This is a genomic window from Candidatus Zixiibacteriota bacterium (assembly GCA_029860345.1).
Taxonomy (GTDB): domain Bacteria; phylum Zixibacteria; class MSB-5A5; order GN15; family FEB-12; genus JAJRTA01.
In genome coordinates this window covers 1-14276 of sequence record JAOUBJ010000020.1, presented here as the reverse complement: position 1 = coordinate 14276, position 14276 = coordinate 1, and the positions used below count along the sequence as shown (strand labels likewise).

Annotated in this window: 15 protein-coding genes and 1 tRNA gene; 1 reads left to right on the top strand and 15 read right to left on the bottom strand. The window is 54.0% G+C overall.

Going from position 1 to position 14276, the window contains the following annotated elements:
- Window positions 1-22 precede the first annotated feature (22 nt).
- The 10 genes from OEV49_16165 to tatC form a co-directional block, all read right to left on the bottom strand.
- Entirely contained in the window at window positions 23-514 is a 492-nt protein-coding gene (locus tag OEV49_16165) for a response regulator (GenBank protein ID MDH3892601.1), read from the bottom strand.
- 2 nt (window positions 515-516) lie between these two features.
- Complete coding sequence (locus tag OEV49_16160; GenBank protein MDH3892600.1) at window positions 517-900, bottom strand: response regulator; 384 nt, start codon at window positions 898-900, stop codon at window positions 517-519.
- Window positions 900-2807, bottom strand: coding sequence for a HEAT repeat domain-containing protein (locus OEV49_16155; GenBank protein ID MDH3892599.1), 1908 nt, complete (start codon window positions 2805-2807; stop codon window positions 900-902). Before OEV49_16155 ends, OEV49_16160 begins: the two co-directional genes overlap by 1 nt.
- A 29-nt stretch (window positions 2808-2836) precedes the next feature.
- Entirely contained in the window at window positions 2837-3187 is a 351-nt protein-coding gene (locus OEV49_16150) for an STAS domain-containing protein (GenBank protein MDH3892598.1), read from the bottom strand.
- A gap of 28 nt (window positions 3188-3215) precedes the next feature.
- A complete protein-coding gene (locus tag OEV49_16145) occupies window positions 3216-3644 on the bottom strand; it encodes an ATP-binding protein (GenBank protein ID MDH3892597.1) in 429 nt (142 codons plus the stop codon).
- Window positions 3641-4933, bottom strand: a complete 1293-nt coding sequence (locus OEV49_16140; protein ID MDH3892596.1) for a SpoIIE family protein phosphatase — start codon at window positions 4931-4933, stop codon at window positions 3641-3643. Before OEV49_16140 ends, OEV49_16145 begins: the two co-directional genes overlap by 4 nt.
- 86 nt (window positions 4934-5019) lie before the next feature.
- Window positions 5020-6330 carry a ribosome biogenesis GTPase Der gene (der, locus tag OEV49_16135; GenBank protein MDH3892595.1) on the bottom strand — a complete coding sequence of 437 codons (1311 nt, stop codon included), beginning with the start codon at window positions 6328-6330 and terminating at the stop codon, window positions 5020-5022.
- Complete coding sequence (locus OEV49_16130; GenBank protein ID MDH3892594.1) at window positions 6327-7607, bottom strand: DUF512 domain-containing protein; 1281 nt, start codon at window positions 7605-7607, stop codon at window positions 6327-6329. The genes der and OEV49_16130 overlap by 4 nt, the downstream gene beginning before the upstream one ends.
- Window positions 7608-7631: 24 nt before the next feature.
- A tRNA-Gly gene (locus tag OEV49_16125) sits at window positions 7632-7703 on the bottom strand.
- A 341-nt stretch (window positions 7704-8044) separates the two neighbouring features.
- Window positions 8045-8833, bottom strand: coding sequence for a twin-arginine translocase subunit TatC (gene tatC / locus OEV49_16120; protein ID MDH3892593.1), 789 nt, complete (start codon window positions 8831-8833; stop codon window positions 8045-8047).
- 98 nt (window positions 8834-8931) lie between these two features.
- Between tatC and OEV49_16115 the strand changes: the two genes are divergently transcribed.
- Window positions 8932-9615 (top strand): hypothetical protein, encoded by a 684-nt coding sequence (locus OEV49_16115; GenBank protein ID MDH3892592.1) that lies wholly within the window; start codon window positions 8932-8934, stop codon window positions 9613-9615.
- Between the two features lie 26 nt (window positions 9616-9641).
- On the opposite strand, the gene nrdR is transcribed toward OEV49_16115, so the two are convergent.
- The 5 genes from nrdR to OEV49_16090 all read right to left on the bottom strand — a co-directional run bounded on the left by nrdR (window position 9642) and on the right by OEV49_16090 (window position 14065).
- Window positions 9642-10091 (bottom strand): transcriptional regulator NrdR, encoded by a 450-nt coding sequence (gene nrdR, locus OEV49_16110; protein MDH3892591.1) that lies wholly within the window; start codon window positions 10089-10091, stop codon window positions 9642-9644.
- Window positions 10092-10101: 10 nt separating this feature from the next.
- Window positions 10102-10422 (bottom strand): divalent-cation tolerance protein CutA, encoded by a 321-nt coding sequence (locus tag OEV49_16105; protein MDH3892590.1) that lies wholly within the window; start codon window positions 10420-10422, stop codon window positions 10102-10104.
- A gap of 178 nt (window positions 10423-10600) precedes the next feature.
- The gene (locus OEV49_16100; GenBank protein MDH3892589.1) at window positions 10601-10909 is read right to left on the bottom strand and encodes an MTH1187 family thiamine-binding protein; all 309 of its coding nucleotides are present in this window, start codon (window positions 10907-10909) and stop codon (window positions 10601-10603) included.
- A gap of 3 nt (window positions 10910-10912) precedes the next feature.
- A complete protein-coding gene (locus OEV49_16095) occupies window positions 10913-12589 on the bottom strand; it encodes a hypothetical protein (protein MDH3892588.1) in 1677 nt (558 codons plus the stop codon).
- 225 nt (window positions 12590-12814) lie between these two features.
- On the bottom strand, window positions 12815-14065 hold the full coding sequence (locus OEV49_16090; protein ID MDH3892587.1) for a serine hydroxymethyltransferase: 1251 nt from the start codon (window positions 14063-14065) through the stop codon (window positions 12815-12817).
- Window positions 14066-14276 lie beyond the last annotated feature (211 nt).

Here is a 14276-nt window from a genome sequence, read left to right as displayed (position 1 = left end):
TTTGAGAATTCAAGCGCCCTTTTTAGCTATTGGCCGTCGACCTGGCTTTCGGCCGGTTGTATACGTCCGCACTGGGACCGGCTGCATGGTCGTCGGTCATAGCATCCCCGCCGTCGACAATCCCCTCAATCAGTCGATGATTGCGAGCCAAGGCCCGCTCAACCGCCTGCGACAGCTCTTTGAGTTCGAAAGGTTTGACCACAACATCGCACGCCCCCCGTCGCACGGCTGAGATAATCATGTCCACGGTGGGATAACCCGTCATCACAATGACGCTCAACTTGGGACAAGTTGCAAGCAGGTCGGGCAGGATGTCCAGGCCCGTATTGTCCGGCAGCATGTGATCCAACAGCAGAACGTTGTATTCGGCATCTGTAACCGAAGACACGGTGGTAGCTGCGTCGGAAACTGCATCGACGACATATCCCAGATTAGTGAGATACTCACTCAGATCATCCCTGATGGCCGCTTCATCATCGGTTATCAAAACGCGCTGTTGGTCTTGAAGCGTCATAATCAGTCTGCTCCTTCACCCTCTTTGGGCAGGTGGGATAGCACCCGCTTGAAGAGGTCGTTAACGTTGAACGGTTTGGTTATGTAGTCGGCTACCCTGGTGCGCAAGGCCGCCACGGCCGAATCGACCGACGGGTATCCGGTCATGATTACCACCGGAACATCCGGATAGTCCTGTTGCACCTGGCTGGTCAGGGTCATTCCATCCATCGCCGGCATGCGCAAATCGGTCAGGAGAACATCGAATTGTCTTTCCTGCATGATGTCGAGAGCTTTCTGGCCGCTTTCCGCCACGGTTATGTCCCAACCTTGATCGTGAAAGAAGTCATACAACAGGTCTCTAATCAGCAGTTCGTCATCGACCACCAATATTGACGGATTATCCATCAGACACTTCCCTCCAGTTCCGACACCGCCGACTGGACAGCTCGCACGATATCTTCGTTTTTGTCCGACCCGAGCTCGCGCAATTTGGGAACGGCCTCCAGGCTGCCCATCAGGGCCAGGGCCTTGACGGCGGCGATTCGTATGATGTCCTGGTCATCTTCCAGGTATGGCAATATATGGTCTGCATAACTGGCGACACCCAATTCACCAATCGCATTTATCGTATGGTAGCGCACCCAAACATCAACGTCCTCCAACAAAGCTCGGATGTCGTGGACAGCTTCCTGGCCCTTTACTTCCAGGAGTGCCGAGACCGCCGCCTTGCGAACTGCCGCACTCTCGTCGGACAATGCCAGTACCAACGGTTGCACATCGGTTACCGATTGAATTCTGCCCAACGATGCTATCGCCAGTTTTCTGACTGAGGCATCGGGATGATTGACGGCACCCAGCAGCGGTCCAACCACGTCGGCGTCACCGATCATTCCGAGAGCAGTCACGGCCAACCGCTGTCGTTCGACATCATCATGATAAAGGTCGCTGGTGAACCGTTCGACAACTCGCGGTGCGCCGATTACGATAAGCGCGCCCAGCACGGCCTGCCGAACGTCGGCATAAGAGTCTTGCAACCCTTCGAACAGAAAGTCGATTTCATTCTCCGTGGCCAGCCAGCCCAAAGCCGCGTAAGCCGTTGAACGAACATGTCCGATCTTATCGCCGGCTAACACTTTCAAGGGCTCAATAGCGCCGGTGAATCCGGATATCCCCAGCAAGTGAGCAATCTTCTGTCTGACGTCCGGCTCAGGGTCTTCGGCAAACGTAATCAAGCGTTGGGCAGTGTTGGGATCAATGAACTGCTTGATCACATCCAGCATGGTCAGTTTGGCAACGAGCGAAGAGTCGGCGAACAGGTCCAGCATCGAGCTAACAGACGAAGGTCCGACCTCGACCAGAATGTCCGAAATCCGACAACGATCTTCTTCCTCGACCGAATCCAAAGTATCCAGCAGTGGCGACAAGACTTCTTCCCCGTACCAGTGCTTCAGCGTGCTCAAGGTGAATTCGGTGATTTTTCGGTTGTGGTTCTTCAAACCGTCGAACAGGAAATGAGTGAATTTGTCCAAAGGCAGGTCGCACTCTATCTTTCCATCGTTTTTCAGGCTGATATTGATGATGGCCATCAAGGCGGTTTCGGCTATGGTGCTGTCTTCGTCATCGAGATGCGGCATCAAATGCGATATCGATTCGGTTCTGCCAATATTCCCGATTGCCTCCAGAACGACATACTGTATCATCGGATCATCAGTTTTTGCAAAGCCATAGAGTTTGTCCAAAGATGATGGATCACCGATCTTTCCGAGTGCTTCGGCGGCCTGAAGACGGGCATCTTCGACGTTTTCAAAGGACCCGATCAGCGCCGGCACAGCTTCTTTGGAACCTATTTCACCGAGCGCTTCGGCGGCCGAGCAGGCCACATTGGAGTTTTCATCATACAGTTTGCGACAGATTTGCTCTACCGACCGCCGGTCTTTGATGAGCCCAAGCACATCGACGATGAATTTGCGTATGTCGTAGTCATCATTATCGATATCGTCCAGCAGCGGCCCCACGGCTTCTTCGCCGATCTTCACCAGAATCTCGGCGGCCAGATTGCGGGTGCCGATGTCGGCGTGGCCGAGGAAACTGATCAGTAGCTGAGAGGCTGTATTGCCCTTCATCTGACTGAGCAGGTTGGCAGCCAGTTCCCTGATGCCCATGTCCGGATCTTCCAGAGCCATCACCAGGCCGGCCACCGCCTCATCCTCGCCGTATGAGCCCAGGTTCCGAACCGCCTCTTCTCTCTCGTAGAAGTCCGGCGACTGCAAACGCGCCAGCAGTTCGGCTATCTGATCAACAGCAGTATTCATACAAACCCCTTTTTCCTTGTCCCGACAAATCAGCCGACATTGATCGACTGGTAGGAATTCAAGGCTTCCTCCTGAGTGGCGTAAATCTCAAATATATGCGACAGTTGCGTGATATCGAATATCTCCTGTACATAGCTGGCCAGGTTGGAAAGGGTCAGTCGCCCTTTGCGCAATCTGGTCTCTTTCATGATTGAGACCAGCGAACCCAACCCGGAGCTGTTGATGAACTCCACGTCGGCCAGATTGAGATGAACGTTTGACTTGTCGTCGTTGAACAGCAGTTTGACCTGCTCCTTGAGCGAGGAACCGCTGGACAAATCCAGTCTTCCCTGAAGATTGAGAATTGCAACACCGTTGGATTCCTTCACACTGATTTCCATGGTGTCCTCCGTGGTTTATAAAAAGTTCTCATTCAATATTCGTAAGTTGTTTACGTTCTAACGTTATCGACACCTTGAGTCCCCCATCCCCGGTTTGTTCGAATTGAACTTCGCTTACATATCGTTCCATCAACCCGATACCCCGGCCTCCATCGGCCAGAGGATCTGTCTGCCGGGGCTGGTTAACATCCCTGAGCCCGTTCCGGCCCTGGTCAATTATATCGGCACGGAGCGAAGACTCGTTAATGTCGAGGCATATCTTTATTGTCTTGTCGGGGTCAAACTGGTTGCCGTGGATCAGGGCATTGGTGAAAGCCTCGGAAACGGCCAGGGTGAAAGCCCTTTGCTCATCACTGCTCACATGGTTGGCCGCAAACAGCTCCCTGAGGCGCTGTACAAGTTTTGCCTCTGAAGCGATTTCGGAGGGATATTCGAGTTCCAGGTGAACACTCATCATGAGACCTTCACCTGCATGATGGTAAAATCATCGTGGGTTTCTTCGCCCGCTCCTTCGCTGAATCGGTCGATCCACTCTTTGACCCGAACACAGAATTCTTTCGGCTCCAGACCGGTCTCCGCGGAGAATACCTGCTCGGCTCGCTCTCGTCCGAACAGGTTGTCATCGGCGTCGGTTGCCTCGGTCAGCCCATCTGTAAACAGGAACAGCCGGTCGCCCGGATGGAGTTTTCGTTCACCCTGTTTGAACGGGATGCCGGGAAACTGCCCGACTATAGGCCCACCTTCGGCAAGTTCACATATAGAGTTTTCGCCAGAATCCCAGAACAGCCCCGGCATGTGACCGGCGTTGCTGTAGGTCAAGCGACGAGCCTCCAGATCAAACTTGCAAAAAAACAGAGTGACGAACATCTCTCGATCCTTAATGATCTCATTGGCCAGGATATCATTGAGCGATTCGGCCAGCTTTGACACCGATATTTCGGTATCGGATTTGATTATCGACTTGATAATACCGGCTGCAGCCGACATTACCAGCGCCGCAGGGACACCCTTGTTGGAAACGTCGCCGAGCACGACCACGAACCGGGAATCGTCGACCCGGATCAGATCATAGAAATCTCCGCCCACCTCATGCGCAGGATAGTATGCTACCCCTATGTCGACACCGTCGATACTGTCTATGTCCTGGGGCAGGATGGTTTCCTGGATTTGTCGCGCGATGGCCATTTCCTGATCGACCTTCTGTTGGTCCAGCCTGGCTCTTATCAAGTTGGAATTGTCGATGGCCACGGCGACAAAGTTCAGGAGCATCTGAAGAATCTCTCTGTCCTCATCGCCATAAAGCGAGGCGTCCGACTTGTTCACGATCACCATCACGCCGTGACATTTTTCCGACGTCTGAATAGGAGCACATACGAGTGACTGAACCACAAACCCGTCTTCGGCTTTTAGGTCGAGTTCATTCAATGTTATGGTTTCACGTACTTTGAAGCAGTAGCTGGGCAAATCCATGCCGTCGAGGTACATCAGTGACTTGGCGAATTCCTCGTTGACACCCCAGGATATCTCGACTTTCAACACCCCATCGGTTTCGAGCATAATGAGCCCCACCTCGCCGTCGACCAGCCTGATAGCCATGTCCATGACTACCGACAAAACGGCATTGATCTCCTGGATCGACGTGATCACCGCCCCCATAGTGGCCATGTCGCGCAGTTGGGCGCGTTTGGCCTCAAGTCGTGCTTCAAGGTCGTTAATCGCACTTCGTTGTCCGGCAACCACGTTCATACTGATTTGTATCGGCAGGCCGGCAGATCAGTTTATGTCGTAACGGGTTTGGGGGATGAAAGGAAACCGAAAAACCGGATTCGGAACTACTTGCGTCGAAACTTCATCCGAAAAGGCACTCCCTCGAAACCGTACTCGTGACGTATCTGATTGCTCAGATAACCGAGGTAGGACTTGTCGATCAGTTTGGGATGATTGACGAAGAATATGAAAGTCGGCGGTGCGACCTCACTTTGAGTGACGTAATTGAACTTGATGTATTTCCCTTGCCGGGATGGCGGATGCTTGCGGTTGATCACCCGTTGTAGGAATTCGTTCAACTCGGCGGTCGGGATTCGTTTCTTGGTTTCATCGTATGCTGCGCTGACCAGCGACAGCACTTTGGGCACGCGCAGTCCAGAGAGGGCCGAGGTATAAATCACCGGCACGTAGGAAAACCGCGCCAACAGGTCTTTGATCTGACGAGTAAACTCATCGGCCGTGTGACTGTCTTTCTCGATCAAGTCCCACTTGTTTACAGCCAGCACAGCGGGACGCCGGTTTTCGAGCACTTGCTCCAGGATACGTTTGTCCTGTGCCGTCACCGAACTGGTTGCATCCACCAACACGATGGCAACATCGCACTCGGCGATAGCCCGGTTGGTTCTGAGATTGGAGTAGAACTCGATGTTCTCGTGCACTTTGTATGACTTTCGAAGTCCGGCCGTGTCGATGAGCATGTAGTCACGTCCGTTTTGATGAAAGGGCGTATCCACGGCGTCACGGGTCGTCCCCGCCGTAGGTGTCACGATCAGTCGATCTTTGCCAACGAGCTTGTTAATGTATGAGGACTTGCCGACGTTGGGTCTACCGACCAGCGCCACTCGGATAACCGGCGACTCGACCTTATCGGCATCGAGTGGCGGCAGGAGTTCCACAACCTTGTCCAACAGGTCCCCCGCTCCACGTCCGCCCGTGGCCGATACGGCCATGGGATCACCCAGACCCAGTTTGTAGAACTCAAACCGCTGCAATTCCAACTGATCGGTATCGGCCTTGTTGGCCACTAACAGGGTCTTTTTCCCAGCTTTGTTCATACGTCGCGCAATTGCCACCTCCATTTGGTCCGGACCCACTTGAGTGTCAACCACGAACAACACGACATCGGCCTGGGCAATTGCAAATTCCGCTTGGTCGCTTATCAGCTTTTCCATCAGCTCGTCGGCACCGGCCACTATGCCGCCGGTATCGATCAAATAGAAGCTGCGCCCACTCCAATCGCACACGGCGTAATTGCGATCGCGCGTCACCCCCGGCTGCTCCGCAACAACGGCAATCGGGCGACGCAGGAAACGATTGAACAAAGACGATTTGCCGACATTGGGGCGACCGACAATGGCTACCGTCGGGAGCTTCATGAAAACACCTCCATGATGGTTTCGACGAAGTCATACTTACCGACAATCACCGGACACCCGAGAGCACTCTGGAGTTCTTTGAAGGACAGGTCATCGAGAAATAGCCGGTCGCCGTTCAAGCAATTGGGCGGAAGAACGATGCAGTCGTACTGGGGCGCCATCTTGATGAGTTCGGCTTCTAAGTCCCGGCCAACCAGCAGACCGGAAACGGTCACCGTGTCGCCCCAGAAGCGATTGGTTACCGGATGCAGTGTGGCCGCCAGGCCAACCTCATCGGTGAGAAACGGCCAGATTTCATGCTTCAGCACCGGCCAGGCTGAGCGGCCGGTGACGAACAAGACTCGCTTGTGACTGGTCAACTGTCTGAGTCGGCGACGTCGCCTATTGAACCTGGTGACAAACTCGCGGACCATGCCGACCCCGTTCTCAAACTGCGGCATCGCTTCATAAGATGCATGGGTGGGAAAACTACATCCGGCGCTTACATAGAATTCATCGGCCGGCCAGACAAAGCGGGTGCCCAGCGATTTCAAAAACTGTCTTTGCCACCGGTGCACGGTGCCGATTAGTTGGCCGGACTCAACGGTTGTATATGTGCGAAGTTGCGGCAGGCGTTGGCGGTATCGCGTCAACCCAACCGGCACCACGGCCAGCGAAGTCAACTTTGGATGTAGCGAAGCCAACTCGTGGACGGTCTTGTCGAGATGCTCACCGTCGTTGATGCCGGGACATAACACCACCTGGGTGTGGAGTTCTATGCCGCCGTCGGTCAGGCGCTTCAATTGGTCGTTGATAGGAACAAGTTTTTGGTTTCCCAGCATCTCGCGGCGCAAGCGGTCGTCGGTGGTGTGGACCGACACGTAGAGAGGTGATAGTCGCTGATCGATTATCCGTTCGATCTCCCTGTCGGACACATTTGACAAAGTGATGAAGTTGCCGTGAGTAAATGACAGCCGGTAATCTTCATCCTTGATATAGAGCGTTCGACGCATCCCTTTCGGCTGCTGATGAACGAAACAAAAGATACATTGACACTTGCAACGCCCTATGTCGCCCTCTTCCCACATCAGTCCCAGATCGTCGTTCAGTCCGTCGACCTCAAATTCGAGAACCTGATCAGCGGCGTCGGCAAACTTCAGGTGTACCTGTTCATCGGCGCTTCGAAACTGAAAATCCAACGAATCGACGACTTTGACACCGTTGAGCGAGACCAGCCTGTAGCCGGGACGAACATGCCCAAACAGCGGCGAGGTGGGGTCAATTTCACGGACCTTCATATCAAATCTCAACCACAAAAAAAGAGCGGGCGATGGGGTTCGAACCCACGACGTCCAGCTTGGGAAGCTGACATTCTACCACTGAATTACGCCCGCCGAAATCTTTCAGCTTAGACAATTTAGCTGACCCCGGCATGGATGTCAACCGGCCAGACGTCTCTTTTGTGCCAAACAGATGGTGCGGCGGGTGGCCGTCTCAAACCTTGTTTGGGACAGTAGATAGCAAAATATATCCACCCTTCGACTCCGCTCAGGGTGACAGGCAAGCCTGTTTTTCGCGCTGCGCGCGTGCTACTCCAGGTAATGCTTGACAGGGTCACAGGGCGCGAAGCGCAAGAAGTGATTTATCACCTCATGGTGAGCGGAGTTGAACCATGAACTTCCCCGACTGAACACCCTGCCCACGCGCCGTGATACCGAGGTAAAGCCTGGTAGCCTTACTCAGATGGCGTTTCGTCCTCTTCGGTAGCCTGATCCTTCTCACGTTTTCGTTCGGTCATTCGGACTATTATGATCGAAATCTCGTACAGCAGATAAACCGGTCCGGCCAGGAGCACCTGCGTGAGAACGTCCGGCGGCGTTATTATGGCCCCCACAATCAGGATGGCCACAAAAGCGTACCGCCGCACCTTCGACATCAATCTGGCGTTGATAATACCCAGTCGTCCGAGAAAATACGAAACAACCGGCAACTCAAAACCGCAGCCGAAAGCCACCAAGAGCATTCCGGAAAAACTGATGTAGCTATTCACGGTGATCACCGGAACCAACACTTCTGAGAAGTGGATCAGAAACCACAAAGCCGTCGGCAAAACGGTCAGGTAGCAGAAAGTGGCGCCGATCAAGAACAGAATGGTCGAGACCAGCACCAACGGCAGCACAGCAGCCTTCTCGGTCTGGTAAAGACCGGGCGCAATGAATGACCAAAACTGGTAGAACACAAACGGTAGCGCCGCCAGCAATCCGGTAATCAGCGCAACCTTCATGTAGGCATAGAACGAACCGGTGACTTCGGTAAAGTGAAGCTCGGTGTCGCCAAGTGGCAGGATCAGAAAATCGAAGAGAACATTGCGAAAGTAGAAAGCAGCGGCTGCCAAAACTACAATCGAAAGAATCGACTTCAGCAGCCGCCATCGCAACTCCTCAAGATGCGTCAAAAACGGCATGCTGGAACCGGAGTCCAGATGCTCGTCGGCTTGTTCCGCTGAGTCAGGTCCATCTATCATAGCTGGTAAGATTCGGCAAAGCCGGTCCAAAAGTCAAACGGAATGTTGAGGACATAATCGCTTGACAACATCGACCGCTTGGGATAATCTTTGGCACTATGAAAACACTACCAATACTATTTCTAATCGGCCTGGTTCTCTGTGTCGGCGGTCCGGTTTCGGCCGGAGGCATCGGCGAGTTGAACCTATCGATCGGAGGGATTTTCCCGCAGGGAAATTACGCCCAGTTCGCCGACCCTGGTTTCACCGGAAACTTCCGTCTGACATTCCGAGTGCCGGGCTTAGGCTTTGCGGCCGGCTGGGTCGACGGCAACTTTTCCCACTTTTCATCCGATGAAACCTATGTCGAGATTATCGACGACCCCTATTTCGCCGGCGCCGACCAGCGCGTGAGTGAATACGCAGTGTCGTTGCATGGCGGTTTGCAGATAGGCGCGGACACCCGGCGCGGCTTCTTCCGTCCCCGCGTTGCGCTCGGACCGGGTGTCTACGGATTTCAGACCGAGACCGTGCTGACCATCCCGGATGTTGAGGAGCCGTTGTCGGATGAGACCGAATCGCAATGGAAACTCGGCTGGCGGGGAATGGCCGGGGTCGACTTGTTCTTTGTCACCAAGTGGGGACTTAGTTTCGACTTCACTTACGACCACGTCCTCAGTCTCGACCATGTCGACGAGTACCGGGAGGGTGTCGGGGTAGTGCGCACCGGACGGACGGCGCGGTATCTGAGCTACAGCATCGGTGTTACCATACCGTTGTCGACATTGAACGACGACGGTTAGTACAAACGCTCTGCCGGCAGACCGTGTCACTCCAGCAACTTTTTCATCTCTTCGAGGAACTCTTCCTTGTCTTTGAACTTGCGGTAGACCGATGCGAACCGCACGTAGGCGATCTCGTCGACATCGCGCAAGCGATCCATCACGATCTCACCGATGTCCTGACTGAGAATCTCACTTTTGGAGCGACTATTGATCTCCCCCTCGACTTGATCGGCCAGGTTCTCGATCTGTTTGGCCGACACCGGACGTTTGTTGCAGGCCAGTTTGAGTCCCTGGAGCAGTTTGGTACGGTCGAACGGTTCGCGCCTGTTGTCCGACTTGATAACGGTGAGAGTGGACTGCTCGACGTACTCATAAGTAGTGAATCGTTCATTGCAGCCGAGACATTCACGCCTTCGTCTGATAGCACGGTTTTCGTTTGAGGGTCGGCTATCAACGACTTTATCTTCCTCATGTCCACAGTGCGGGCATTTCATGGGTGATAAATCACTTTCTAACTTCCCCAACCACCCACTTCAAATAGGCATCCAACCCGGCGTCGATGGGAAGGGCGACAATCTCCGGGAGATCGTAAGGATGGTGGTCGAGGACGAATTGTTGGAGTGCATCGAAGCCAGCATTGGTCGTTTTGATGATCAGAAGCGCTTCGTCGTCGGATTGCACCTTCCCCTCCCACCAATAGAAAGACTCGATCCGAGGCACGATATTCACACAAGCAGCCAGGCGGTTCTCGACAATCAGGCACGCCAACTCCTGCGCCTTGTCACGCGGGATGGTGACGAGTACGGCTCTAATATCGGTGCTCATATTCAGGTGTTTCCTTCATTCACCCTTCGACTGCGCTCAGGGTGACATGAGAAAGATGGATTCCCGCCTCCGCGGGAATGACACAGAGACAAGCTCTGTCTTTCGCTTAGCGCGCGCCGTCGAAACCCGCCAGCGGCGTCCCTTCGGGCCAGGGGTTTCGACCTACAAGAGCTCCCACTCACTTTCTAACCACACGTTTCAGCCGTTTCTCAATCGATGCTACTTTGCCGGTGAGACGGCTCTTGGCGCCCTTGCGGTCATCGATAGTAATCTGGATGTAAATCCGGTCGTGACTTCGGCGCAGCATGCGGCGCGCTTTGTTGATCAGGGTCATGACCGAATCCCAATCACCCTCGATAGCGGTCGACATCGGTGACAGTTTGTACGGCAGTCCGGATTTGTCGACCAGGTCGATCACGCGGGCTACATCGGCCGAGATCGAAGCCTTACGACCACTGGTCGGAAACATAGTCAAATTGAAAAGCATCTTTCAGTCTCCTTCTTGATCTGCGCCCGGACTTACTGGAACGAATATAGCCACATCGCCGACAGTTTCCAACTTTTTGTAATTGGCAAAAAGCCACAAGACGAACGGTCGAAAACGATTGATCGCAACATAGTCAATCGGTCTGCCGACCCGCCGATGGTCGCCTTCGGGATACTCCTGCAGCATGATCAGTTTTGGCGGATGACTTTGCAGGGCGGCTATCGACTCGTCGAGCATCTCAAGATTGAACTCACGCAGAGCGTACCATCCAACCCGAGTCGGGTTCTTTCGTCCCGTCAAATAATAAAGCAGAGGGAAGTCGGGAAAGACAAGAATGTCATCGCCGGGCTCTGTATACTTCTCGACCGCAGCAACCAGACCATCGACCTGGTTCACGTTTCGCTCGGTAGAATAGACACCAGCCAGTTTCGGCGTAGCAAACTCGGTGTCCAATTGGCTCCGTCCGGCGTCGCGGGCCACAAAGTCATACTTGTGGAACACACCGATGCCGATCATCACAAGCAACAACGCCGTACACATCATGCGACGATGCTCCGACCTGCACGTCTCACGGATCATCAGGTATCCAATCATCAAGCCTGGGGCGGCACCCATGTAGCTGAACACCAGGCCGGAGTAGTTGAAACCGGCCAGGTATTGAATCAACAACGCCATCACAGCGACCGGCATCAATCGGTGCGTCAACGGTTGGTCGGCCGTCCGTGAACCGATGAGGCATCGGACGATCATGGCAAACAGCAGCGTGTAGTTGAGGAATACCAATTGATATATGAACCAACGGTGGTCCCAAAACGATAGGCCGACCGCGACCAACCCGCAAAGCAAAGCAGCGTAGCCTACGTTTCGGTGGCGGCCGCCGAAGAACACCAACAGCACAACCATAGCGATTGTGGGCAACGAGATGAGCAGGCCGGTCGGATTGTCCTGAAAAATCGCAAAGGTTGTTCCGATCTCGCTGGTAAGTCTGGGCAGCGCGAATACGTTTAGAAAAAACGCATATACCCCGCTCCCGAGAGCATGACAATACCAAAGATAGCCAACCGCGGCGACAACAAAACCAATAACCACCGCACCCGTTTGCCGCATGGTCATTGCGCATGGTTTCTTCCACCATCGGATGAGTACTGAAACGAAGATAAGGGCAGGCAAGGTCATCAGATAGTTCTGTTTGCACATTCCGGCCAGCATGATCGCAAGACCGGCAGCGACGAACCAGTGTCTATGGATCATCACCAACGCAACCACGGCGAAGAACACAGCGTCATAACTGTACCAGGGGAAAGCGATCAATAAAGTCGACACGATCCAGCTTGCGACCAGCATGATAAATAGTTCGATGGACGTGACGTGCCTTCGGTACACGCTGCTGAGCATAATGACTAATAGAGCCATCTCACCGGTCCAGAACCACCGCGCGGCAAGTATGGTGTATTGATCGCCGAACACCCGGATCAGCCCGGCCTGCATGTACAACGAAAGGGGCGGGCGGAGAAAGTAGAAGTCTGTGTAGGGCAACTCACCACCGAGGATGCGCATGGCCAGCGACTGGAGGTATCCCTCATCGGTGCCGTTGAAACCGTCGGCCAGGTACAGCAGGCTGTAGGCTGTTACGAACAGCAGGTATCCAAGGTACGGCCAGGAACGTGCCCACAAGGACATTCTGTCGCCCAAGTTGGGGCTGACCTTGGAGACGGCGAACAACTATTACACTCCCGATTCGTTAGAAGATGGATTCCCGCCTGCGCGGGAATGACACAGGGTCAAGCCGTGGATGGCACACGGTCTGGCTGTGGCTATAAGAGACAAGCCTGTTTCTCGCACTGCGCTCATACCGCTCACGGCGCTGCCTGGTGGTTACCCAAGGCGCGAAGCGCGTAGAACCATTTATGGGTGCCGCTCCGGGTAGAGCGGAAAATCCTTACACAACGCGGCGACTTCGTCAGCTATTGCCGCCAGCATTTCATCTTTGCGACGGTTGGTAATAGCTCGGTCGATGAAGTCGGCAATCGTGCGCATGGCATCGGTACCCATCCCCCGCGTCGTCACGGCCGGTGTGCCCAAGCGAAGGCCCGAAGTCACAAACGGTTTCTCCGGGTCAAACGGCACTGTGTTTTTGTTGGCCGTGATGCCTGCTTTATCGAGCGCTTTCTCGACTTTCTTGCCGGTGACTTTGGGGACGTCAATGAACGACATGAGCATCAAATGCGTGTCGGTGCCGTTGGATACCAGTCTGTGTCCTTTGTCCATAAGGGCGGCGGCCATCGCCTGAGCATTGTCGACAATTCGCTTCTGATACGTTTTGAAATCATCGGTCAGCGCTTCCTTGAATGCGACCGCTTTGGCTGCGATAACGTGCATCAACGGTCCACCTTGAATACCCGGCATGACCATGCGGTCGAGGTCGGCGGCGTATTGCTCTTTGCACATGACAATCCCACCGCGCGGGCCGCGCAACGTCTTGTGCGTGGTCGAGGTCACAAAGTCGGCGTATGGCACCGGCGAGGGATGCAATCCGGCCGCGACAAGTCCGGCGATGTGCGCAATGTCGACCATCATCGAAGCCTCTACCTCATCGCAGATGGTGCGGATTCTTCCAAAGTCAATGGTGCGTGGATAGGCCGAGGCGCCGGCCACGATCAGTTTCGGACGAACTTCTTTGGCTTGTTTCAACAGTTCATCGTAATCGACCTGCTCGGTCACTTTGTCTACCACGTAGCCGCTGAAATCGAACAGGAAACCTGAGAAATTGATCGGGTGGCCGTGGGTCAGGTGCCCGCCGCAGTTGAGATCGAGCCCCATCACTTTGTCGCCCGGTTTGAGCATGGTGAAATAGGCCGCCATATTGGCCTGCGAGCCGGAGTGGGGTTGGACATTGGCATGCTCGCAATTAAACAGTTGCTTTAGCCTATCGCGCGCAAGGCCTTCGGCGATATCGACATACTCGCAGCCGCCATAGTAGCGTTTGCCCGGGTATCCTTCGGCGTATTTGTTTGTCATGACGCCGCCCATTGCTTCGAGCACCGCTTCGGACACGAAGTTTTCCGATGCTATCAGTTCGAGTTTGGTGGACTGACGGTCGGTTTCTTTGGTGATGGCGTCGTATATTTCCGGGTCGGCATTTTTCAGGTATGACATCTCGCAACTCCGTCTAAATCGTTTTGCGGAATTTACGGAATTGTTGGGGAGGGGTCAATGGGAGTTGTGGGGGGGGGGCAACTCCATACTGTCAAGGGTTTTGTGTAAATTCTGTATTTGGCATATCCGTTGGGTTGTTTAGTACGTAAGCTATTAGTCCATATATGATTCTCTCGGCACTGCTTTTGTTATTGAATGATCGCATCGGAAT